This is a genomic window from Vibrio crassostreae (assembly GCF_041439375.1).
GTDB lineage: Bacteria > Pseudomonadota > Gammaproteobacteria > Enterobacterales > Vibrionaceae > Vibrio > Vibrio crassostreae_D.
The window spans coordinates 1-22311 of sequence record NZ_JBGONY010000025.1; the positions used below are offsets into that span (position 1 = coordinate 1).

Below are 22311 nucleotides of genomic sequence, written 5' to 3' on the forward strand. Positions count from 1 at the left end.
TGGTGACCTACTGATTACAAGTCAGTTGCTCTACCTACTGAGCTAAGTCGGCACATAATATTTCTTTGTGCTTTACTGTTGTTGTCTAGGACACCAACAAATAAATTGTGGTGCCCGGAGGCGGAATCGAACCACCGACACGAGGATTTTCAATCCTCTGCTCTACCGACTGAGCTATCCGGGCGACGAGGTGTATTAAACGTGTTTTCGCGTTCTGGGTCAACATTAAATTGCAAAAAAAGTATCGTTTGATGTTTTTCTATACTTAGTGGGTTGTTTTTGCTCATTTGGGGTGAAAAACCTAGGTCTAGCATGCCCTAAAAGATAGTAAAACTACGGTTAACTACACTGAATGGGCGCCGAAATAAAAAAAGCACGTATGAAAACGTGCTTTTTTATTTAAAAATTTTCTAGGGAGTTTAGTGTTTTACTTCAAACCTATTAACCCAAGCTTCTAATTCGTTTGAAAGAGAGGCAAGAGTTTGGGTGCTGCTATGACTTTCTGTTACGACATTGCTCAGTTGGTTACCGCTCTCTTCGATCATATTAATACGCTTCGATATATCATCGCTCACCTGAGTCTGCTCAGCGGCCGCAGTTGCGATTTGATGACTCATTGATGAAATGGACTCTAATGCGACAACAATCTGTTGTAGTGCTTCAGAGGCGTTTTGAGACTCTGTTACGGTACTTTCACTGGTCGCGGCACAAACTTCCATGGTTTGAATTGCGTTGCGAGATCCTTCTTGAAGGTTGTTAATCATTAATTGGATTTCTTTGGTGCTCGATTGTGTTCGGCCTGCAAGGTTACGAACCTCATCTGCTACAACCGCAAATCCACGACCTTGTTCGCCAGCTCGAGCTGCTTCAATGGCTGCGTTAAGTGCCAACAGGTTAGTTTGCTCCGCTATATCACCAATCACATCCAATACTTTCGCAATGTTGTTTACATCGTTATCTAGGTTAGCGACAGCTTCGCTTGCTGTGCCTAGTTGGCCTGCTAGGCCTTGAATGTTGTCTACTGTGTTGTGAATCAGTTGTTGGGTATGCTGGCTCTGTTTATCGGCCTCGTCGGTGTTGCGCGCGGTATCGCTAGCTGAATCAGCAACGTTATTGGCTGAAGAGGCCATCTCGGTCATTGCTGTCGCGATCATCTCTGTTGATTGCTGTTGGGTCTCTGTTAGTTGAGCAATTGACCCAGCACGGTCTTCTACGCGCTGCAGTTCTCCCCTTAATGCCAGCATTGAAGCGTCTAGGTTTGATACCAACTCAGCCAGTGACTTACTCATTTGTTGTACGGCGTGGTAAATACTGCCGTTTGTCGCCTGAGTTTCGAAAGTGGTTTGAATTCGACCTTGTGCTACGGCTTGTACAGCTTCTCTTACATCTTTAGGTTCGCCACCAAGAAGCGCTAGCATGCGTTTAATAGATACAATTAGGCTCGATAGAATAAGACCAGCAATCACGACACAAAGGAACAGCTGCCATTGAGCGGTAGACCAGAAACGAGCGTTAACTTCATTGAACCCGATACCTGTGCCGACAACCCAGCCCCAATGTGGTGTTTTCTCTGCTATAGACAGTTTTTCTTCAATCGTTCCATCTGGCAGTTTTTGTGTCCAGGTGTACTCAATGATCTGCCCAGTACGATTACCAAGTACTCTTTGGATTAGTTGACCAACACTATTCCCGTTGCCATCTTTAAAGTCGTTAAAGCTGGTTCCGTGTAATTGAGGATCTAATGGTGTCGCGACAAACGTCATGTTCTCATCGGCTACGTAAACATATTCATTATCTTTATAGATGTTGTTACGTAGAAGGCGAGTAGCTAGTTGCTTAGCTTGCTCTTCTTCTAGAGTGCCATCAATCGCCATTTTTTCGACTTCAGTAAGGATGCTGTATGCACTCTTAAATAGCTCGGTCACGCGAGCTTTGTTGTCCATGTTGCTCGCGACTCTCAATGTCCATAAACCAGTAGCGGTCAGTGCTAGCAGGGCGATCAAGATGATGCCCGATAATAAGTAAGCTTGCGTTTTTAGTTTCATGTTTCCCCGCGCAGCGATTCAATAATTAGTATTAGGTATAGTTCATCGAATCTTAATCTAAGTCGTGTATGGCAGATATTAGAAAGATATCAAAACATGATAGAGATTAAATTTTCGAAGAAAAAAAAGTAATGAAATGGAATTCTGTTTGTTTTGATGTGACGGCTTACGGAGTTAAGGTGGGGAAGGGGATTTCTGGGATTAGTTGGTTCTGTTGGAATAGAGGTTCTTTATAGAACTTAGAATCAACTGCTGTAGTGAAGGTACTAGAAGGATATGACTCAACTTATCGAGACTGATTAAGAGTTGCGTTGAGCTGATGTGTCTATTGAATAGAGTTTGTTTTTGTTCAAACGAAAAAAAGCCAAGTCTTTCGACTTGGCTTTCTTGAATGTGGCTCCCCTTGCAAGACTTGAACTTGCGACATACGGATTAACAGTCCGCCGTTCTACCAACTGAACTAAAGGGGAATTATTTGTGTCAACATCAGGCCTATAAAGACCATTATTTGTTAAGCACCAAATAATGGTGCCTCGAGGCGGAATCGAACCACCGACACGCGGATTTTCAATCCGCTGCTCTACCGACTGAGCTATCGAGGCAAAAGAATGGTGCCGACTACCGGAGTCGAACTGGTGACCTACTGATTACAAGTCAGTTGCTCTACCTACTGAGCTAAGTCGGCACACTAAATTCTTTGCTTAAAGAGTTAAACTCTTCAATTAAAACCTCATATAAAATGAAGTTCTTTAAAAATGGCTCCCCTTGCAAGACTTGAACTTGCGACATACGGATTAACAGTCCGCCGTTCTACCAACTGAACTAAAGGGGAATTATTTGTGTCAACATCAGGTCTATAAAGACCATTATTTGTTAAGCACCAAATAATGGTGCCTCGAGGCGGAATCGAACCACCGACACGCGGATTTTCAATCCGCTGCTCTACCGACTGAGCTATCGAGGCAAAAGAATGGTGCCGACTACCGGAGTCGAACTGGTGACCTACTGATTACAAGTCAGTTGCTCTACCTACTGAGCTAAGTCGGCACACTAAATTCTTTTTGCTTTCGTCCGTGCTACCACTCCCTGTTAAAGAGTGTTGACACCAACAAATCAAATTGTGGTGCCCGGAGGCGGAATCGAACCACCGACACGAGGATTTTCAATCCTCTGCTCTACCGACTGAGCTATCCGGGCAACGGAGCGCTATTAAACGGATTTTCTGCATAACCGTCAACACCTTTTTTGAAAATAATTAAAAAAAACGTTCGTTAGTTGTTTTTTTATTCAAAAGTGAGGCTTACGTTTTACCTTGGTTAAAATCTTTCTTGAATTTTGTTACTTTTTCTAAGTATCGGCGCGACTCTTTGTTTGGGTGTTTCTTAGTAAGTGCCCAGTACGCTTGGCTAGGTTGCAGCGAGTTTAAGTCTCGCATTGCTCGTTTTCTGTCCTTACTGAAGGTGTTGAGCACGCCACCCGTGCCGCCGTTGTATGCTGAAATCATACTGTATTCGAGCGTTGTCGGATGTTTTACGTCTTTCAAATAACGATTTTTAAGGATGTAAAAATATGCGGTACCAGCATCAATGTTGTTTTCTGGATTGAATAAATACTCTGGGCTGGGCTCTCCAGGCTTGTTCTTTACTAGTTTAAAGACATCTCGACCTGCGGTTTTAGGCACCACTTGCATCAGACCGTATGCATTTGCCCAACTCACCGCGTATGGGTTGAAACTACTCTCTGTCTTGATTATTGCGTAGATCAAGTCTTCAGGAATGTCGTAACGCTGAGATGCTCGTCGAACGATGTCGGCGTATTGGTAACTACGCTGGCTAGCGTGATCGGCCACCATTGGGATCTCAACGTAATAGGCTTTTTTAAAGTCGACTTCTTTGGTTTTTAGGTTGTTAGCGATCAGGTAATCCGCGAATTGGTTAGCGCGCCATGTCCATTGAATGGGCTTTTTATCTTGGTCTACAACTTGATTATAGAGGAAAGGTTTGCCTTCTAACTTGATGCTTTTGGAAGAGAATAGATCGACATGCGCCGGATCATCAGGCGTCAAAAGCGTTGTCATGATCGCGTTTTTGAGGTGTTTTTTAGGCTCAGTAGAGGAGACGGTTTCTACCGTTATGAGGCCTTCGCTAAAGTTTACTTCTGAACGGCTTAGGTAATTATCTATGTATTTCACATAGTTACTTTTACCGGCCATCTTTACTTCACTGCTGCCCCAGCGCTTTTGGATATTGCCAGAAAAGCTATTAATCAAAGAGTCTAGTGCTCCGGTGTCTTTTTCAAACTGACCGGGTAGCTCTGCCAAATTGCTTACAAATCGGTTGGTCGGCTCATAATTAACATCATAAATGCTTTCGACAAATTCACGGCTGCAGCCAGTTAATAACATGGCTGTTAGGAAGTAACTTAGCTTTTTCATAGTTCCTCATACAAAAATGACATCGCAGCGTTAACCATGATGTCATTAAAAATTGCTTAAATAAATGTCTTATTCGCTTGGTGGAGTATAGCCATCAATTACGACATCTTTACCTTCGAAAAGGAAGTTAACCATCTCAGTTTCAAGAAGTTTACGATGTTCAGGATCCATCATGTTTAGCTTCTTTTCATTGATCAGCATTGTTTGCTTGCTTTGCCATTGTCCCCAAGCTTCTTTAGACACGTTGTCAAAGATACGTTTACCTAAGTCACCTGGGTAAAGTTGAAAATCTAGGCCTTCAGCATCTTTTTGAAGGCGAGCACAAAATACAGTGCGGCTCATAGTGGTTCCTCTTATGGCGTTCGTTGATTCAAACGGCGTCGTTCAGTTCAAAGGGTAGGCTCTCAATAAGCTGCTTTACAGGAGCGGCTAGGCCAATTTCTTCCGGTTTTGATAAGTTATACCAGAGACCTTTAGTCCCTTCCATTATCAAATCTGGTTGTTTATCTAATTTCACTAATACTGGCGTGATATCTAAGTGGTAGTGGCTGAAAGTATGTCGAAACGCAATCATGGTCTCGATTGAATCGGTTTCACTGTCTTTGATCGAGCGAAGATCTAACTGATGTTCGATCTCTGCATTTTCATTTTGAGGGAAACAGAATAGCCCTCCCCAGATACCAGATTGAGGGCGTTGTTCGAGCCATACTTGATTGTTGTGGTACAGAATCACAAACCATGTTTCTTTTACTGGTTTTTCTTTCTTAGGTTTCTTACCTGGAAAGTCGAGTTGTTTATCAAGTTTCTTGGCTTCACACATGCTTTCAATCGGGCACAACGCACATTTAGGCTTGCTACGGGTGCAAACCATCGCGCCCATATCCATCATTGCTTGATTGTACTTATCGACATCTTTCTTCGGTGTGTGTGCTTCGGCGTGTTCCCAGAGCTGGTTCTCGACTTTCTTTTGTCCTGGCCAACCTTCAACGGCAAAGCTTCTCGCAAGTGTTCGTTTTACATTGCCATCAAGAATCGCATGAGGAAGTTTGTGAACCGAAGACAGCACTGCAGCTGCCGTCGAGCGACCTATGCCCGGTAGCGCGTTCATCTCTTCGATAGAAAGCGGAAATTCACCACCATATTGCTCAGCAACGATCTTGGCTGCTTTATGTAGATTGCGAGCTCGTGCGTAGTAACCAAGCCCTGTCCATAAGTGCAGAACCTCATCTTGTTCGGCGTTCGCTAGGTCGATAACCGTTGGAAAGCGTTCTAAGAATCGCTGGTAGTATGGAATCACCGTGGCGACTTGAGTCTGCTGAAGCATAATTTCAGATAGCCAAACGGTGTAGGCGGTTTTGTTTTGTTGCCAAGGTAATTCTTTACGCCCGTAGGCGTCATACCACTTTAATATGGCGGTTGCGAAAGGAGTCACGACATGCTCTATGCTTTGCTATTATTAGAAGCGAAATTGCACCACACTTAACGTTGGATGTAAAACAGACAAATTGTGTGGGAATTTATCCACGGAAAGACTTGCACCGAAGGCAATTCTTTGGATAATCCCCGCTTTGATTAATCAATGTGCAGGCAAAAATCAATGAGTGAAGTGACCACTAACGAATATACTGAAGACGGCAAACTGGTTCGTAAGATCCGTAGTTTTGTTCGCCGCGAAGGCCGCTTAACAAAAGGCCAAGAAAACGCGATGAATGAATGTTGGCCAACAATGGGTATCGACTACAACCCAGAGCTTCTTAACTGGAAAGAAGTATTTGGCAACGATAACCCAGTTGTACTAGAAATTGGCTTCGGTATGGGTGCATCACTGGTTGAAATGGCAAAGAACGCACCTGAGAAAAACTTCTTAGGTATTGAAGTTCACAGCCCAGGTGTTGGTGCTTGTTTAGGTACAGCGCGTGATGCTGGCGTAACTAACCTGCGTGTAATGTGTCACGATGCAGTAGAAGTATTTGAACACATGATTCCAGATAGCAGCCTGCATACACTGCAACTGTTCTTCCCTGACCCATGGCACAAAGCTCGTCACCACAAACGTCGTATCGTTAAGGCTGAGTTTGCAGAAATGGTTCGCGGTAAGCTTCAACTTGATACTGGTATTTTCCACATGGCAACAGACTGGGAAAACTACGCAGAGCACATGATTGAAGTGATGAACGTTGCTCCAGGCTTCGAGAATATCGCTGAAGATGGTGATTACATTCCTCGCCCAGATGAGCGTCCACTGACTAAATTTGAAGCTCGTGGCCACCGTCTTGGTCATGGTGTTTGGGATATTAAGTACAAGCGTACTAAGTAATTATCGAGCACAACAAGTGAAGGTAAACCTGCTTTAGGTTAAACCTTACACTTTGTGGGATTGATTAAAGCCAACATTATTGTAATGTTGGCTTTTTTGTCCTTAGGCTTTTATTGCGATAAAGGTTTAAGGACAGAAAGTAATGTTAGAACCCTACAAAAATAACAATATAGAAGTAAGCATACATGAAACCAACTCAAGCTATTTTAGCCGAGATTTTAGACGAAGTTCGTCCCCTAATTGGTCAGGGAAAGGTTGCTGATTATATCCCTGCATTGGCTCGCGTATCGAACCAGAAACTGGCGATTGCGGTATACACCAATGAAGGTGAGGTGATTCAAGCGGGTGATGCAGAGGAAGCCTTTTCTGTGCAATCCATCTCTAAAGCCTTGAGCCTGACATTAGCTATGGTGTTATACAAGCCTGAAGAGATTTGGCAACGCGTAGGCAAAGAGCCTTCTGGCCAAGCCTTTAACTCTATGATTCAGCTTGAGATGGAACATGGGATTCCCCGTAACCCGTTCATTAATGCGGGCGCAATTGTCGTTGCAGACCTACTACAAAGCCGCTTATCTGCGCCTAGACACCGCTTATTGGAGTTTGTGCGTCAGTTGTCGGGCGACACCCATATCGTCTATGACAAGATAGTAGCGGCTTCAGAAATGATGCACAGCGATCGTAATGCGGCTATCGCTTACTTGATGCGTTCATTTGGTAACTTTGAAAATGATGTTATCCCTGTTTTGAATAACTACTTTCATGCCTGTGCGCTTAAAATGACGTGTGTGGACTTGGCAAAAACCTTTAGCTATTTGGCAAACAAAGGTGTGTCGGTTCAAACCAAGAAAGAGATCATCACGCCAGTTCAAACCAAGCAGTTGAATGCTTTGCTTGCGACATGCGGTTTGTATGATGGGGCTGGTGAGTTTGCTTACCGTGTTGGGATGCCAGGTAAATCGGGTGTGGGTGGCGGTATTATCGCTATCGTTCCTGGCGAAATGACTATTGCGGTGTGGTCTCCAGAGCTTGACCCTTCTGGTAACTCTTTAGCAGGTACTAAGGCGCTAGAGTTGCTTTCTGAGCGAATTGGTCGTTCTATTTTCTAAGAGAAAGATGCGAGCACGGGCTTCGTCCTGTAGAACGCTTCGCTCCGAGAGGGGGCTATAAAATAAAAAGGGTTGGCCCTAAAACCAACCCTTACACAATATCTCTCGAATCTATTCGTCCTCTTCTGCCATAAAAGCTTCCAGCAAATCGTTGAGGAATAGCTTCCCTTTTTCTGTTATCTGCCAGTGAGTGTCGGTTTCATTCAAGTAGCCTAGCTCTTTTGCCCATTCAATAGTTTCTTGAATCGAGTCAAAACCAAGCCCAGTCGTATCGATAAAATCTTGCTTTGGACATGCTTCCATTAGCCTAAAGCGGTTCATGAAGAACTCAAAAGGGCGGTCTTCATTGGGCACTTCAAATTCGTCTGATAGATAAGGCTTCACCATGTTCTGGTACGCTGCTAGGTAGCCTCTAGGATGCTTAACCTTAGTGGTGCGAACAATGCGCCCATCAGCAAAGCTCAGCTTGCCATGAGAGCCACAGCCAATACCTAAGTAGTCACCGAAGCGCCAGTAGTTGAGGTTATGTTGGCATTGATATCCAGGCTTGCTGTAGCCTGAGATTTCGTACTGTACATACCCTGCGTCTGCGAGCTTCTTATGGCCTAGGTCGAATATATCCCAAAGGTCATCATCGTCAGGTAGCTTTGGCGTTTTGTAATAGAACATGGTGTTAGGTTCTATTGTTAGCTGATACCAAGATAAATGCGGAGGATCGAGCTCGATCGCTTTGTCTAAATCAGACAGTGCCTGATCAATGCTCTGATCGGGTAAGCCGTGCATTAAGTCTAGATTGAAGCTATTCAATCCAACTTTATGCGCTAAATGAGCGGCATTCACAGCTTCGTCTTGACCATGAATACGCCCAAGTCTTTCAAGCTTATCTTGCTCAAAACTTTGCACACCCACCGAGATTCGACTCACTCCTGCCTTTTGGTAACCTGCAAAACGCTCAGCTTCGATAGTTCCCGGGTTGGCTTCCATGGTGATTTCTATTTCAGGTTTGAACGGAATACGTTGCTCAATACCTTGTAGTAACCGCCCGATGCCTTCAGGAGAGAATAAACTCGGAGTTCCTCCACCTATAAAGATTGAGTGCAATGGACGAGGCATACCATTGAGCTGATATTTTTCGATATCGGTATCGAGATCCTCAAGCAGTGCATCGATGTACTCTTTCTCTGGGATCTCGGCTTTGAGGGCGTGAGAGTTAAAATCACAATACGGACACTTTTGTACACACCATGGGATGTGGACATAGAGGCTAAGTGCTGGTGGTATTAGCGCTGCATTGTGCATTACAGAGCTTGCTCCTTGAGAGTCTTTAATAGTGACGCAAGCGCTTTACCACGGTGTGATAGTTGCTTCTTACGTGAAGATTCAAGCTCTGCTGATGCGCAGTTATCTTCTGGAACAAAGAATACGGGATCGTAGCCAAAGCCATTCTCACCATGTTCTTCGGTAAGGATGCGACCTTCCCATTTCCCGTGACACACTAGAGGTGTTGGATCATTCTCGTGACGCATTAGCACCAACACACAGTGGAAACGCGCAGTACGCTTTTCAGTTTCGACACCTTGCATCGCGTTTAGCAATTTTTCGATGTTCTGTTTATCGGTTGCCCCTTCACCTGAGTAACGCGCTGAGTAGATGCCCGGAGCACCATTTAAGTAATCAACCTCTAAACCTGAGTCGTCAGCAATCGCTGGCTGTCCTGTTTCTTTCGCGGCGTGGCGAGCTTTGATGATGGCATTTTCAATGAAAGTTGTCCCCGTTTCAGCGACTTCTGAAACGTTAAATTCACTTTGTGCGACCACGTCAAAGCCAAACTCAGACAGAATATCTGCCATCTCGCGAACTTTACCTTGGTTGCCTGTTGCTAAAACAATCTTGCTCATGGGAATGTGACTCTAATAAGTGAATAAATGAAAAGTAAGGGATAGCTTACTCTTCTATATAGAATTTCTGTGTGAAGCGCAGTGGGCCAGTGCCTTTCAAGCCTGCGTTAACATCGATGTTAAAGGTGATGTTCTCTTCGTGAGTTACAGGGAACTCAGCAAGGTAATAAATCGCATCACCTTCTTTGATTTCTCGAAACTTCAAAGTTCGGGTGTTTCCAACGAGGTTCTTCGCTGTTCCCGTAATTTTAGCCGTTGTAGCAGGCTTGCCTAGGGAAGCCTTGTCTAACACGCTGATGTTGAGGATTGCTGAGTATCCATTTCGCTTAAGTTTGTATTGCTTAGCGACTTGCGCAGTTAGAAACGTGGAATTAAAAGCCGAGTAGTGAACCTCGACATCTTTGATGTTTTTAAACTGCCCTGCCCAACTAGGTAGGGCAATAAGAGAGGTGAGTAGTGCTGTTATCCATAGACGCATAATGACTCCAATAAATAGCAAAAAGCCATCATAGGATGGCTTTGACTTCAGTTGGGATTTGGCTTGGCGAGCATATTCGAACTTGCTTATGCCGACCGAGCTCTCCCTTTTCTATCTTAATTTGCCCTTTTGCGACCTTAAACTGTTTCGCTAGGTATTTCGCTAAATGGGCATTGGCTTTGCCATCTACCGGTGGGGCGGTAATGGCAATTTTTAGTTCCTCACCATGCAAGCCAACAATCTTGTCTCGGCTTGCTTTGGGTTGGATATAGAGCCTAAGAAGAATATCGTCTTCCTCGGCCCAAACCGCTTTTGGCATCGTCAAAGTACCTGATGTTTGTACTTGAATTATAGTTGATACCAAATAGGACCAATCATGTCGCCCATTAGGAAGTTCGCAAATTGCAGAACAATGAACAGAACCAGTACGCTTAGGTCGAAACCACCCATGTCCGGAAGGATACGGCGAATAGGCACTAACATTGGTTCAGTCAGTTGATGGAATACGTACTCTATTGGGCTACGACCTTGGCTTACCCAGCTTAGGATTGCACGGATAAGTAGAACCCAGAAAATTAAACCACCAGCCGCTTTGAGCAGAGACAGTGCACCAAAGATTAGGAAGCTAATATCGAAAACGGCAGCGCCGCCAGAGATAATCAGGTTTAGAGCAACGAACTTAAGTACACACAGCACATAAGCAAAAACAACCGTCGCAAGATCAAGGCTGCCGATAGATGGAATAACTCGGCGTAGTGGGGCAACAACCGGTTGTGTCGCTTTTACGATGAATTGTGAGAATGGGTTGTAGAAATCTGCACGTGATGCTTGTAGCCAGATACGCAAGATCACAACCATGATGTAAAGATCAAAAACGGTCGAGATCAGAAAGCTCATCGAGTTCATATTGTTTCCTTTTTCGGATTTACTTGCCGCTTAGATATAACCTGAGCGGCAAAATGCTTGTTTACCTTGATTGGTACTAAAACAGTTTTTCCATCTCTTCAGCCCGAGCGACTGCCGCTTGCATGGCTTTGGCTACGATGTCTGATAGTTGATGTTCGTTAAACGTGCGTAGTGCTTCTGCGGTCGTGCCGCCTTTTGATGTCACTTGTTCACGCAGTGTTGATAATTCAGTCTCTTGGTTTGCTACCACCATCTCTGCCGCGCCTAACGCAGACTGCTGAACTAATTTACGAGCGGTTTCTTGGTCGAAGCCTTGGTTGACTGCTTCTGCTTGCATCGCTTCCATAAACAGGAAGAAGTAAGCCGGAGCACTACCCGCCGCCGCAATAATGTTATTGATACCAGATTCTTGCTCAACCCAGCTTACTTCACCTACAGCTTGCATCAGCTGAGAAGCAAAGTCTTTATCATCTTGGCTAACGGTTGAATCGGCATAAAGACCGCTCATCCCCTTCCCAAGTAGTGATGGCGTGTTTGGCATCACACGAACAAGGTTCAGCTGGCAGTTTAACATCTCATTGAGTCGATTCGCATTAATACCCGCGGCAATTGAGATAACCAGTTTGTTGCTGAAGTCGATATCTTGTAAGGGCTTACATACATTAGCCATCATTTGTGGCTTCACGGATAACACGACAACGTCTGCTTGCTCTGCTGCTGCAATATTATCGCTGGTGGTATTGATGCCGTATTCTTGTTCTAACGGCAACCTTCTGGTTTCTGAAGGTGCGGTTGCCGTAATCTTTTGCGCTGGGTAACCACTCGCGACTAAGCCCGCTACAATTGAGCGAACCATGTTTCCCGCCCCAATAAAGGCGATGTTCTTATGTTCCATATATAAAATCCTGAGCGTGTCGCTGCGCGGATAAGGCGAAGCGGTATCAATACTTGTACTTGTCGTTGGTTACTTACTACGGCTATTTCGCGTAATCACGAGCGCCGAAAATAGCCGTTCCAATACGAACCATTGTGCTGCCAGCCTCAACGGCTGCATCCATATCACCACTCATCCCCATAGACAGGGTATCGATGTCTGGATACTTCGCGGATAACTTATCTTTAAGCTCTGCCAGTTGAGAGAACGCATTAAGCTGTGATTGATAGTCAGAGACGTTTGCAGGAATCGACATCAATCCTCTTAAGGTGAGGTTAGGGAGCGATGAAATCAACTCCGCGAGTGCAAAAACTGTCTCTTCTGAGGTTCCTGACTTAGACTCTTCACCACTGGTGTTTACCTGAATCAGCACCTGTAGAGGTGGAAGTTCGCTTGGACGTTGATCATTAAGTCTTTGTGCGATCTTATCGCGATCAACGGAATGTACCCATTGGAAGCTTTCCGCGATTGGACGAGTTTTATTGGACTGAATTGGACCAATAAAGTGCCACTCTAAATCTAGGTTAGAATGTTGTTCTGAAAAGTGTTTTACTTTATCGACACCTTCTTGAACATAGTTTTCACCAAAGGCAACTTGGCCTCCGAGTGCGGCTTCTAGAATCGCATCAATAGGTTTAGTTTTGCTGACGGCTAAAAGTTGCACGGACTCTGGAGCTCGTCCGCACTTTTGCTCAGCACTACGAATCTGTGAGGTGATTTGTTCGATATTTTGTTGAATACTACTCATAGCTGACTTTACTTAAGGGAAAATAAATGGATATCACTGAGTTACTAGATTTTAGTGTAAAGCATAACGCGTCAGATCTACATCTTTCTGCGGGTGTATCTCCAATGGTACGTATAGATGGTGAAGTAAGGAAGCTTGGAATCCCAGCTTTGAGTCATGCTGATGTGCATCGTTTGGTTTTTGAGATCATGAGCGATTCGCAGCGTGGTGAGTTTGAAGAAAAATTGGAAGTCGACTTCTCTTTTGAATTGCCCAATGTTGGTCGTTTCCGTGTGAATGCTTTTAACCAAGCTCGTGGTTGCTCGGCTGTCTTTCGAACTATCCCTGTAGAAATCCCAACTTTAGATCAACTAGGTGCGCCTGAAATCTTTGAAAAGATTGCCAACTACGAAAAAGGTTTAGTGCTCGTTACTGGCCCAACAGGCTCTGGTAAATCAACGACCCTTGCGGCGATGGTTGATTACGTAAACCGCAACCACAACAAACATATCCTGACGATCGAAGACCCGATTGAATTCGTTCACACCAACAATAAATGCCTTGTTAACCAGCGTGAGGTCCATCGTGATACTCACAGCTTCAAAGCGGCGCTGCGCAGCGCGTTACGTGAAGACCCAGATGTTATCCTTGTTGGTGAGCTTCGTGACCAAGAAACGATCAGCTTAGCGCTAACCGCAGCGGAAACCGGTCACTTGGTTTTTGGTACCCTACATACCAGCTCTGCAGCAAAAACGATTGACCGTATCATTGATGTTTTCCCTGGTAGCGATAAAGACATGGTGCGTTCAATGCTGTCTGAATCGTTACGATCGGTAATTGCACAGAAGCTGCTAAAACGTGTAGGGGGTGGTCGTGTGGCTTGCCATGAAATCATGATGGCGACACTAGCGATCAGAAACTTGATTCGTGAAGATAAGGTCGCTCAGATGTATTCGATCATTCAAACGGGCGCAGCACATGGCATGCAAACTATGGAGCAAAACGCGAAGCAGCTGATGGCTCAAGGCTTGGTTGATTCGGAAGAGGTTGAGAAAAAAATCGAAATTGAAACCTCAATGTTTTAATCAAGGTGCACATAATGGAATTGAATCAAATCCTTGAGGGAATGTTGTCTCAAAAAGCGTCCGATCTTTATATCACTGTCGATGCGCCTGTCTTGTTCCGTGTCGATGGTGAACTACGACCGCAAGGCGAGAAGCTGAATTTGGTTCAGGTCGCTCAACTACTTGATGCGATGATGGATCAAGACCGACGTGATGAATATCAGCAAACGCGTGAGGCTAATTTTGCCATAGTGCGTGACTTTGGGCGTTTTCGTGTCAGTGCATTCTTTCAACGAGAGCTACCTGGAGCGGTCATTCGACGTATCGAGACTAACATCCCAACCTTTGAGCAATTAAAGCTTCCAGATGTACTGCAGGACCTTTCAATCGCTAAGCGCGGACTTGTGTTGGTGGTTGGGGCGACAGGCTCTGGTAAATCGACCTCAATGGCTGCGATGACTGGTTATCGCAATACCAACCGCTCGGGGCATATCTTGACGGTTGAAGACCCAATTGAATTCGTTCACGAACATAAAAAATGTATCGTGACTCAACGTGAGGTTGGGCTCGACACCGAGAGCTATGAAGTCGCACTTAAGAACTCGTTACGTCAAGCGCCAGACATGATCTTGATTGGCGAAATCCGTAGCCGTGAAACCATGGAATACGCGATGACCTTTGCTGAAACGGGTCACTTGTGTATGGCAACTTTGCACGCCAATAACGCTAACCAAGCGTTAGAACGTATTCTCCACTTGGTACCGAAGGAACAAAAAGAGCAGTTCTTGTTTGATTTGTCGATGAACTTGCGTGGTGTGGTGGCTCAGCAATTAATCAGAGATAAGAATGGCAGCGGTCGCCATGGTGTGTTTGAGATTCTACTCAACAGCCCTCGTGTGTCTGACTTGATTCGTCGTGGTGAACTACATGAACTGAAAGCAACCATGGCAAAATCAAAAGAGATTGGTATGCAGACCTTTGACCAAGCTTTATATGATTTAGTTGTAGCAGGCAAGATCAGCGAAGAGGATGCGTTTCACAGTGCTGACTCTGCTAATGACTTACGTTTGATGCTAAAAACCAGACGTGGCGATGATGACTACGGGACTGGTGCTTTGGCCGGGGTAAAGATAGACATGGGTTAGGTTGAATGCCTAGTGTCTGGTGCCAATAAAAAACCCGCTGAGATGCGGGTTTTTTGTAAAGTGAATAAATTAGTGATTAGCAAAACGGTTGTTGTCGTTCGAGTAGCCACGCTCTTTCTCTAATTTAATTTTAGTTGGATATTGTTCGCCAGTGTAACCCGCTGAACCACCCATTGAACTGCATGCTGAAATGGTTAGAGCGGTGAAGATTGCTAGAAAAATTTTCATTTGAACTCCCACGTTCTGATTTTGAATTGCATCGACATTACGGCGTGAAATTCGTGTGGGATCACAAATTAGTTCAAATTTTGCTCACTTAATTTTCGTTACGAATATTGCGCTTCAAACCAGCTCTCTAAAATGACGACTGCAGACTGGTTATCTACATTGCCTTTACTTAATGCTTTATAGCCACCCATGTCAAAAAGATCGGCTCTTGCTTCTGCAGTCGATAGCCTCTCATCATGCAGTTCAACATCAACACCAAAGCGCCCTTTAAGGCGGTTAGCGAACTTCTTCGCTCTAGGTGTGATGGTGGCTAGATCTTTGCCATGAAGGTCGGTAGGAAGGCCAACCACAATCAGGTTCGGTTGCCACTCCTTAATTTGCTTTTCGATATCGTCCCAGTTAGGAATTCCGTCTTTGGCTTTAAAGGCTTTCAGTGGGCTTGCTGTGCCTGTGATTTCTTGTCCTATCGCACTGCCGATACTTTTTGTACCGTAGTCAAATGCCATAATTGTTCGTGACATGGGGGTTCCAAATTTATCTGTGTTTGAGAGTGTCTGTTTATTTAGCTGATTTGAGCTAGGCGTGACCAGCGTCTGCTGAAAGCTGAGCCGCATTAATGCCTAACATCTGCACGGCGACTTTCCAGCGGTCAGAAATCGGTGTATCGAAGATGACCTTTGGATCGGCTTCAACGGTTAACCATGAGTTCTCGGTAAGTTCGGTTTCTAGTTGTCCCGGTTCCCATCCTGCATACCCAAGTGCGACTAAATAATTCATCGGCTCATCTTCTGTGCCCAACACCATCAAGATATCTTTTGAGGTTGTCACTGAGATTTGATCTGTCATGTTGATGCTGGATTGATAGTTGCCTTTAGGTTTGTGCAAAATAAACCCACGGTCTTCTGCGACCGGCCCACCGTTCAATACTGGCTTATCAAGACTTGCCTGATTCGATTTCGGCTGCTCAGAATCAACCTCAACTTGTTTAAGCATGCTTCCGACAGTGACATCGATAGGAGCGTTGATCATTAAGCCCATCGCACCTTCGTCGTTGTGTTCACAAAGGTAAATTACCGAATTTTGAAAGTAGGGGTCTTTCATTCCGGGCATAGCAACCAGAAAGTGGTTCGTTAAATTCATAGAGCCTCCTGCCAGTGTGTTCCCAGTAAAGGAAAAAGAGCGGCGTGAAGCCGCTCATTGATTCTGTGCCGTTTGCGAATAGCTAAGGCTTTCTTTAGTTTAGGCTATTTAGCGTTAACGCGACGCTCGATTGCGTCCATTAATTTACCTGTTACCGAAATATCAAAAGCAGCTTCAATTTCACGGATACAAGTAGGGCTGGTCACGTTAATTTCTGTCAGCTTGTCGCCGATAACATCCAGTCCGACAAAGATTAAGCCTTTTTCTTTTAGTGAAGGAGCCACTGCTCGTGCAATAGCCCAGTCTGTTTCACTTAACGGACGAGCTTCACCTGTACCGCCAGCGGCTAGGTTGCCGCGTGTTTCGCCTTTAGCTGGAATACGAGCTAGGCAGTAAGGCATTGGCTCACCGTCAACCACGAGAATACGCTTATCACCATTGCTGATGTCAGGAACAAAGGTTTGTGCCATTGCGTAGTTTTGACCATGGTTGGTCAGCGTTTCAATGATCACCGATACGTTTGGATCGCCTTCCTTCACGCGGAAGATAGACGCACCACCCATACCATCAAGTGGTTTTAGGATCACGTCACCATGCTTCTCACGAAACTCTTTAATCTTTTCAGCTTTACGAGTCACGATGGTAGTTGGTGTTAGCTCTGGGAACCAAGCCGTGAACAACTTTTCGTTACAGTCACGTAGGCTTTGTGGCTTGTTTACGATCAGTGCGCCGTTTTCTTCAGCACGCTCAAGAATGTAGGTCGCGTAAATGTATTCAGTATCAAACGGAGGATCTTTACGCATCAATACTGCATCTAAATCAGATAGCGCGATAGTCTGTTCTGACTTGAATTTATACCAACCGTTTGGGTCTTCCTTTAGTTCTACAACCTTAGTGTCAGCAATGGCTACGCCTTGATCTAAGTGTAGATCATCCATTTCCATGTAATGGATTTCGTAACCACGACGCTGAGCTTCAAGCATCATGGCAAAGCTAGAGTCTTTTTTGATGTTAATGGATGAAATTGGATCCATTACGATGCCAAGTTTGATCATTTTTTTCTCCTAGCCTAGATCGCCAAAACGGACTTGTAAGGCAGTAATTGCGGTTAGAGCAGCTGTTTCGGTACGAAGTACACGTGGGCCGAGTAGCGTCTCTTCAAATTTGTATTGCTCTGTCATGCCGATTTCTTCAGCCGACAAGCCACCTTCAGGACCAATCAATAGGCGTACCTTGCTGATAGGTTCTGGAAGGGTGTTAATTGAGTACTTTGCTCGAGGGTGCAGGTTTAGCTTTAGTGCTTCGCTTGGTTCGCTGCACCATTCTTCAAGCTGCATAATTGGACGAATGACTGGAACCGTATTACGGCCACACTGTTCACACGCCGCGATAGCAATCTTTTGCCACTGTGCGAGTTTTTTCTCAAAGCGTTTTGTATCAAGCTTAACGCCACATCGCTCTGAAATTAGAGGGGTAATGGTGTTCACACCAAGCTCAACCGATTTCTGAATGGTGAACTCCATTTTGTCACCACGTGAAATCACTTGGCCTAAATGTAAGTCTAACGGAGATTCGCTGCTGCGCTCGATGCGTTCAGAAACATTAACGGTGACATTTTTCTTTGACACTTCAGTGATTGTCGCTGGAAATTCAGCACCACTGCCATCAAATAGAAGGACTTCTTGGCCTTCTTTCATGCGAAGGACACGACCAACATGACCCGCGGCATCTTCGCCTAAAGCGAGTGAACCTAACTGATGAATGCGTTCTGGGTGATGGATACGAGGGATTCTCATGCTGGTAAACCTATAAATATGTTCATTTGGGTATTTTGTCTCTGCCTAACATGGATGCTTTTGGTTGAAAAAACAAGGGTAGAGCAAGAGTTTCAGGGGCAATTCTGAAACTCTTGTTTGAGATAGTTGGAATGTTGATTGTACGAGTGACGTTATTTACAAGCAGGGTAAACAAATGGGTTGTGATTTCCTTGGATGGCATAGATTCGCTCATCCCGAGTACATTCCCACTTGTCGACAGGAAATTGCTTGTTCCACGCCATCATCAGGTTGGTTTGCTGCTTAGATAGCTTGAAGCCATACTCTTGGCTCATGTAAAGGTAGGTACGCGCGATAGAGCCTTTTGCTCTGTCTGGCGGCATCACCTTACGCTGCTTGAAGTTGACCTGCATTTCGCACTGACCATAGCTCACGCCATCCATTCCATTCCACTGGCTGAAGTTGTAGTTCGAACGGTCACCATTTACTTCACCGATAGCTGGCGTTAGGTTGTGGAGATCGGCTTCCATGGACTTGAATACTTTGTCATTGCGAGTGCAGTTCTTGCGCCCGCCATCTTGCCAGCACTGACGCTGGTGGCCGAATTGCCAAGCTGGAACCACGTGTTCCCACTCAATTCGACTCGCTCGCTTTTGTTGTTTTCGGACTTGATAACCACAGCCGTCAAGGTCGGGAATCCCTTTCTTTTTGTCCTTCCATGTAATGTCACAACCACAATAAAATGAAGTCGGGTGGTCGAGATAAATCTTCACCGCTTCTCTTTTTGCTTTGGAGAATGAGCTCGGTGGTGCGGCGAAAACGCTTTGGGTTACCAGTAGGCCAAATACTATTGATAAGTAAAAAGACACAGGTAGGCCAAATGCTTTGATGGTGAGTTTTTGCATAGAAAAAGACTGATAAAAGTATGATAAACATCAGTCTAGCACTCAAAGGATGAGTTTCTCCATTACATTTCTATCATCAACTTAATCGAGTGTTGCTTTCTGAAATAAAAAGGATGGGGTTACCAAATCGAATAGGTGCGAGTCTAGGACTTTAGCTGAGCTGTGTGCCTGTGAAGGATAAGGTTTGATTGCACTGCTGGCAGCGATAGGTCGATTGATTTCGAAGCACTTTATTGTGTCGTCTGATTGATAATGGGTAAGTGGTGCACTCACATCGATATTCAAAGGTTTTCCCTTGAACTGAAGCGATTTCAAAGCTGTGAGTTGTTTTGGCTGGAACGTTGAATACCTTTTCCATCACGTATTTCCACTCGTTTCCGTGAGGCCTAACACGTCCGAAAACCTGATGCGTGATTAGGTGTGCGAGCTCATGCGGCACAACTTCGTTGATGAAGGCGTCTTCATTTTCAGAAAATAGTACGTGGTTGAGCTTAATTTCGTTGAGCTGAAGGTAGGCCTTTCCCGCCGCTTTACCTCTTAACTTGAAGGTGATAGTTGGGTGTGGAAATTCACGAGAGAAATGTTGATTTGCGATAGCTAGGCACTCGGCCAATTTCTTATTTGCTCGATGTTGTTGCGGGGTGTAAGACAAACGTTGTTAACTCCAAATAAAAGACCTCAGCGTTTAAGCCAAGGCCTCATCATAACATTGCTTTTTGATCTAGCGATGCTTTACACGTGATGTTTTTTCTTAATGATCTCGTGATAAGCGTGCCATGTACCATAACCAAGTAGCGGCATGGTGACGATCATTCCGATGCCGTAGGTGGCAAAACCCACCAGAATACCGGCACAAATAATACTTGCCCAAACCACCATTGCAGGAATGTTCGATTTCACGGCATTAAAGCTAGTGAAAATCGCACTCATCACATCAACGCGTCTCTCCATCATTAACGGAATTGAAAATGCTGAGATGCTAAATATGAGGCTTGCGATAACAAAACCAATCACAGAACCCGTAATTAAGAAGGGAGCGAACTCAGCCAATGGTGCGCCTTGCACAGAAGGGTAGAGCGCGTGCAATAACGCAGCGATACGCATCCAGAATATCATCGCAACCATCAACACAATCGCAAAGGCCCATTGGTGGGTGGAGTTGCGAGTGATGGCTTTCATTGAGTGCAGTAGGCTGGCGTTATGGCCTTTTTCTCTTTCCCAAGCTGCGTCATACAAGCCTAGGGCAAGAAACGGCCCTATCAGCATGTAGACGATCAGGCTTGGCATCACGACTAAGTGTGTTCCTTGCCATTGGACAAGTTGAACAATCGCAATTGCTGCACCCATAAAGCACAATCCGTAAAATGCGCTGATTAATGGCATTCTTACTAAGTCATGCAGAGCAAGCGACAACCAATGAAAGGGTGCGGAAATACTGATTTGGTTGCAAGGAATGGTGCGAGCGTAATCCTTATCGCTAACCTTGTGTTTTTTATCGTTCAGTTCGGATGGGTGCGCGGTACGAGGCATAGATCCCCCTAGTTAAATAACGTCCTAGTTATAATTCCATAAGGCTCATCGATGTGGCTTGTGTGAGAGTTATGGTGTTTGAGCTAAATTGCTCTTTGTCATCCCAGTTATTGTTCTAGCGTGCATTTAACGAGCGTTATCAGACTGAATTAATTTAAGTTAAATGTGAGCTTGATCGCCTAGGAGTTACCTTAACTATTGTCAGTAGTGCTAGAAAACACAAATTATCAGCGGCTTTTTATACTAAGTGGTTAACGGTAAAGAAGGGCGTTGGAGAAGGGTATTGTGAGTGAAAGTTCGGTAAGTACATAAAAATAAAGCCCTTACTAAGCAGTAAGGGCTTTAAAGAAACAAATCGCAGTGGCTAAATTATTTTAGGCCCGCGAAGTCCGCAAGGATTGCTGCTTTGTCAGTCGCTTCCCAAGGGAACTCTTCACGACCGAAGTGGCCGTATGCAGCAGTTTGCTTGTAGATAGGCTGAAGAAGGTTCAGCATCTCTTGAAGGCCGTATGGACGTAGGTCGAAGTTTTGACGAACTGCTTCAATGATGATTTCGTGCGCTACTTTCTCAGTACCGAACGTTTCAACCATGATAGATGTTGGATCAGCAACACCAATAGCGTAAGACAGTTGAATCTCACAACGATCAGCCATGCCAGCAGCAACGATGTTTTTCGCAACGTAACGAGCCGCGTAAGCTGCAGAACGGTCAACTTTTGATGGATCTTTACCTGAGAATGCACCGCCACCGTGACGAGCTGCGCCGCCGTAGGTATCAACGATGATCTTACGACCAGTTAAACCACAGTCACCCATTGGGCCACCGATTACGAAACGGCCTGTTGGGTTGATGAAGAAGTTAGTATCTTTGTTGATCCACTCAGCAGGAAGTACTGGCTTGATGATTTCTTCCATTACTGCTTCGCGTAGGTCAGGCGTTGTTACTGAATCACAGTGTTGAGTAGAAAGAACAACAGCATCGATACCAACGATCTTACCTTGGTCGTATTGGAACGTAACTTGAGATTTCGCATCTGGGCGAAGGAAGTCAAGCTTACCGCTCTTACGTACTTCAGCTTGCTTCTTAACAAGAAGGTGAGAGTAAGTAATTGGAGCTGGCATTAGGATAGGAGTTTCGTTAGTCGCGTAACCAAACATGATACCTTGGTCGCCTGCGCCTTGCTCTTTAGGGTCTTCTTTATCAACACCTTGGTTGATGTCTGGAGACTGCTTACCAATTGTGTTTAGAACAGCACAAGAGTCAGCGTCAAAGCCCATATCAGAATGAACGTAACCAATTTCACGTACTGTTTCACGAGTGATTTCTTCGATATCAACCCATGCAGACGTTGTCACTTCACCGCCAACCATAACCATGCCGGTTTTAACGTAAGTCTCACAAGCAACACGTGCTTTTGGATCTTGTTCCAAGATGGCATCAAGAACAGCATCAGAGATTTGGTCTGCAATTTTATCTGGATGACCTTCTGAAACAGATTCAGAAGTGAATAGGTGCTTAGCCATGAGAGCTCCACTTTTAAGTTTTTGGTGTAAATAGTTTATGGCGTCGCAAGCTAGGAAGCGCCGCCATTAAATACAGTATATTTTGTAGGTGTTTCTACATCTAGACGGCTATTCTAAATTCCAGCGGTCGAATTACAAGCTCTTTTTTATGATAT

General features: G+C 44.9%; 24 protein-coding genes and 8 tRNA genes. 4 read left to right on the top strand and 28 right to left on the bottom strand.

Translation table 11 applies throughout. The features are described from left to right. Positions 1–108: 108 nt before the first annotated feature. The 12 genes from ACED45_RS12125 to mutY form a co-directional block, all read right to left on the bottom strand. Positions 109–184, bottom strand: a tRNA-Phe gene (locus tag ACED45_RS12125). A 235-nt stretch (positions 185–419) separates the two neighbouring features. Further along, positions 420–2045, bottom strand: a complete 1626-nt coding sequence (locus ACED45_RS12130; RefSeq protein WP_371714139.1) for a methyl-accepting chemotaxis protein — start codon at positions 2043–2045, stop codon at positions 420–422. Positions 2046–2439: 394 nt separating this feature from the next. Then, positions 2440–2515 (bottom strand) — tRNA-Asn (locus tag ACED45_RS12135). 56 nt (positions 2516–2571) lie between these two features. After that, a tRNA-Phe gene (locus tag ACED45_RS12140) sits at positions 2572–2647 on the bottom strand. Between the two features lie 7 nt (positions 2648–2654). After that, positions 2655–2730: transfer RNA gene (locus ACED45_RS12145), tRNA-Thr, on the bottom strand. Between the two features lie 71 nt (positions 2731–2801). Then, positions 2802–2877, bottom strand: a tRNA-Asn gene (locus ACED45_RS12150). Positions 2878–2933: 56 nt separating this feature from the next. Further along, positions 2934–3009 (bottom strand) — tRNA-Phe (locus tag ACED45_RS12155). Between the two features lie 7 nt (positions 3010–3016). Continuing rightward, a tRNA-Thr gene (locus tag ACED45_RS12160) sits at positions 3017–3092 on the bottom strand. A 74-nt stretch (positions 3093–3166) separates the two neighbouring features. Continuing rightward, positions 3167–3242 (bottom strand) — tRNA-Phe (locus ACED45_RS12165). 103 nt (positions 3243–3345) lie between these two features. After that, positions 3346–4479, bottom strand: a complete 1134-nt coding sequence (gene mltC, locus ACED45_RS12170) for a membrane-bound lytic murein transglycosylase MltC (RefSeq protein ID WP_048659428.1) — start codon at positions 4477–4479, stop codon at positions 3346–3348. A 69-nt stretch (positions 4480–4548) separates the two neighbouring features. Then, positions 4549–4821 carry an oxidative damage protection protein gene (locus ACED45_RS12175; protein WP_010435637.1) on the bottom strand — a complete coding sequence of 91 codons (273 nt, stop codon included), beginning with the start codon at positions 4819–4821 and terminating at the stop codon, positions 4549–4551. A 28-nt stretch (positions 4822–4849) separates the two neighbouring features. Beyond that, positions 4850–5911 carry an A/G-specific adenine glycosylase gene (mutY, locus tag ACED45_RS12180; RefSeq protein ID WP_048659427.1) on the bottom strand — a complete coding sequence of 354 codons (1062 nt, stop codon included), beginning with the start codon at positions 5909–5911 and terminating at the stop codon, positions 4850–4852. Positions 5912–6076: 165 nt separating this feature from the next. Here mutY and trmB point away from each other — a divergent pair, with 165 nt between their 5' ends. Together trmB and glsB are read left to right on the top strand one after the other, a co-directional pair. Next, positions 6077–6796, top strand: a complete 720-nt coding sequence (gene trmB, locus ACED45_RS12185; RefSeq protein WP_010435641.1) for a tRNA (guanosine(46)-N7)-methyltransferase TrmB — start codon at positions 6077–6079, stop codon at positions 6794–6796. Between the two features lie 185 nt (positions 6797–6981). Beyond that, on the top strand, positions 6982–7902 hold the full coding sequence (gene glsB, locus ACED45_RS12190) for a glutaminase B (RefSeq protein ID WP_048668736.1): 921 nt from the start codon (positions 6982–6984) through the stop codon (positions 7900–7902). Positions 7903–8013: 111 nt separating this feature from the next. Here the strand turns inward: glsB and hemW are convergent, their stop codons facing one another. The 7 genes from hemW to ACED45_RS12225 all read right to left on the bottom strand — a co-directional run bounded on the left by hemW (position 8014) and on the right by ACED45_RS12225 (position 12866). Then, complete coding sequence (gene hemW, locus ACED45_RS12195; protein ID WP_371714140.1) at positions 8014–9201, bottom strand: radical SAM family heme chaperone HemW; 1188 nt, start codon at positions 9199–9201, stop codon at positions 8014–8016. Further along, positions 9201–9800 (bottom strand): XTP/dITP diphosphatase, encoded by a 600-nt coding sequence (locus ACED45_RS12200; RefSeq protein ID WP_048668738.1) that lies wholly within the window; start codon positions 9798–9800, stop codon positions 9201–9203. The genes hemW and ACED45_RS12200 overlap by 1 nt, the downstream gene beginning before the upstream one ends. 46 nt (positions 9801–9846) lie before the next feature. Further along, on the bottom strand, positions 9847–10278 hold the full coding sequence (locus tag ACED45_RS12205; RefSeq protein WP_102431289.1) for a DUF4426 domain-containing protein: 432 nt from the start codon (positions 10276–10278) through the stop codon (positions 9847–9849). Positions 10279–10306: 28 nt separating this feature from the next. Beyond that, a complete protein-coding gene (yggU, locus tag ACED45_RS12210) occupies positions 10307–10597 on the bottom strand; it encodes a DUF167 family protein YggU (RefSeq protein ID WP_009847703.1) in 291 nt (96 codons plus the stop codon). Positions 10598–10626: 29 nt separating this feature from the next. Then, complete coding sequence (locus tag ACED45_RS12215) at positions 10627–11184, bottom strand: YggT family protein (protein ID WP_017067798.1); 558 nt, start codon at positions 11182–11184, stop codon at positions 10627–10629. Between the two features lie 76 nt (positions 11185–11260). Continuing rightward, positions 11261–12079 carry a pyrroline-5-carboxylate reductase gene (gene proC / locus ACED45_RS12220; RefSeq protein WP_102431288.1) on the bottom strand — a complete coding sequence of 273 codons (819 nt, stop codon included), beginning with the start codon at positions 12077–12079 and terminating at the stop codon, positions 11261–11263. 82 nt (positions 12080–12161) lie between these two features. Further along, complete coding sequence (locus ACED45_RS12225) at positions 12162–12866, bottom strand: YggS family pyridoxal phosphate-dependent enzyme (RefSeq protein ID WP_102431287.1); 705 nt, start codon at positions 12864–12866, stop codon at positions 12162–12164. Between the two features lie 26 nt (positions 12867–12892). Here ACED45_RS12225 and ACED45_RS12230 point away from each other — a divergent pair, with 26 nt between their 5' ends. Together ACED45_RS12230 and ACED45_RS12235 are read left to right on the top strand one after the other, a co-directional pair. Further along, positions 12893–13930, top strand: coding sequence for a type IV pilus twitching motility protein PilT (locus ACED45_RS12230; RefSeq protein WP_371714141.1), 1038 nt, complete (start codon positions 12893–12895; stop codon positions 13928–13930). Between the two features lie 14 nt (positions 13931–13944). Next, positions 13945–15054 carry a PilT/PilU family type 4a pilus ATPase gene (locus ACED45_RS12235; protein WP_048668740.1) on the top strand — a complete coding sequence of 370 codons (1110 nt, stop codon included), beginning with the start codon at positions 13945–13947 and terminating at the stop codon, positions 15052–15054. A 69-nt stretch (positions 15055–15123) separates the two neighbouring features. Here the strand turns inward: ACED45_RS12235 and ACED45_RS12240 are convergent, their stop codons facing one another. From ACED45_RS12240 to metK, 9 genes are all read right to left on the bottom strand, one after another. After that, entirely contained in the window at positions 15124–15282 is a 159-nt protein-coding gene (locus tag ACED45_RS12240; protein ID WP_165886710.1) for a hypothetical protein, read from the bottom strand. A gap of 98 nt (positions 15283–15380) precedes the next feature. After that, on the bottom strand, positions 15381–15803 hold the full coding sequence (gene ruvX, locus ACED45_RS12245) for a Holliday junction resolvase RuvX (RefSeq protein WP_048659417.1): 423 nt from the start codon (positions 15801–15803) through the stop codon (positions 15381–15383). A 55-nt stretch (positions 15804–15858) separates the two neighbouring features. Next, a complete protein-coding gene (locus ACED45_RS12250) occupies positions 15859–16422 on the bottom strand; it encodes a YqgE/AlgH family protein (protein WP_371714142.1) in 564 nt (187 codons plus the stop codon). 104 nt (positions 16423–16526) lie between these two features. After that, positions 16527–17477, bottom strand: a complete 951-nt coding sequence (gene gshB, locus ACED45_RS12255; protein WP_371714143.1) for a glutathione synthase — start codon at positions 17475–17477, stop codon at positions 16527–16529. A 9-nt stretch (positions 17478–17486) separates the two neighbouring features. Further along, positions 17487–18218 (bottom strand): 16S rRNA (uracil(1498)-N(3))-methyltransferase, encoded by a 732-nt coding sequence (gene rsmE, locus ACED45_RS12260; protein ID WP_055319636.1) that lies wholly within the window; start codon positions 18216–18218, stop codon positions 17487–17489. A gap of 152 nt (positions 18219–18370) precedes the next feature. Continuing rightward, positions 18371–19102, bottom strand: coding sequence for an endonuclease (locus ACED45_RS12265; protein ID WP_102333138.1), 732 nt, complete (start codon positions 19100–19102; stop codon positions 18371–18373). A 151-nt stretch (positions 19103–19253) separates the two neighbouring features. Then, entirely contained in the window at positions 19254–19754 is a 501-nt protein-coding gene (locus ACED45_RS12270; RefSeq protein ID WP_123284043.1) for a SprT family zinc-dependent metalloprotease, read from the bottom strand. Positions 19755–19834: 80 nt separating this feature from the next. Continuing rightward, the gene (locus ACED45_RS12275; protein WP_017067802.1) at positions 19835–20632 is read right to left on the bottom strand and encodes a DUF2189 domain-containing protein; all 798 of its coding nucleotides are present in this window, start codon (positions 20630–20632) and stop codon (positions 19835–19837) included. A gap of 369 nt (positions 20633–21001) precedes the next feature. Further along, entirely contained in the window at positions 21002–22156 is a 1155-nt protein-coding gene (gene metK / locus ACED45_RS12280; RefSeq protein WP_017062234.1) for a methionine adenosyltransferase, read from the bottom strand. Positions 22157–22311: the final 155 nt, after the last annotated feature.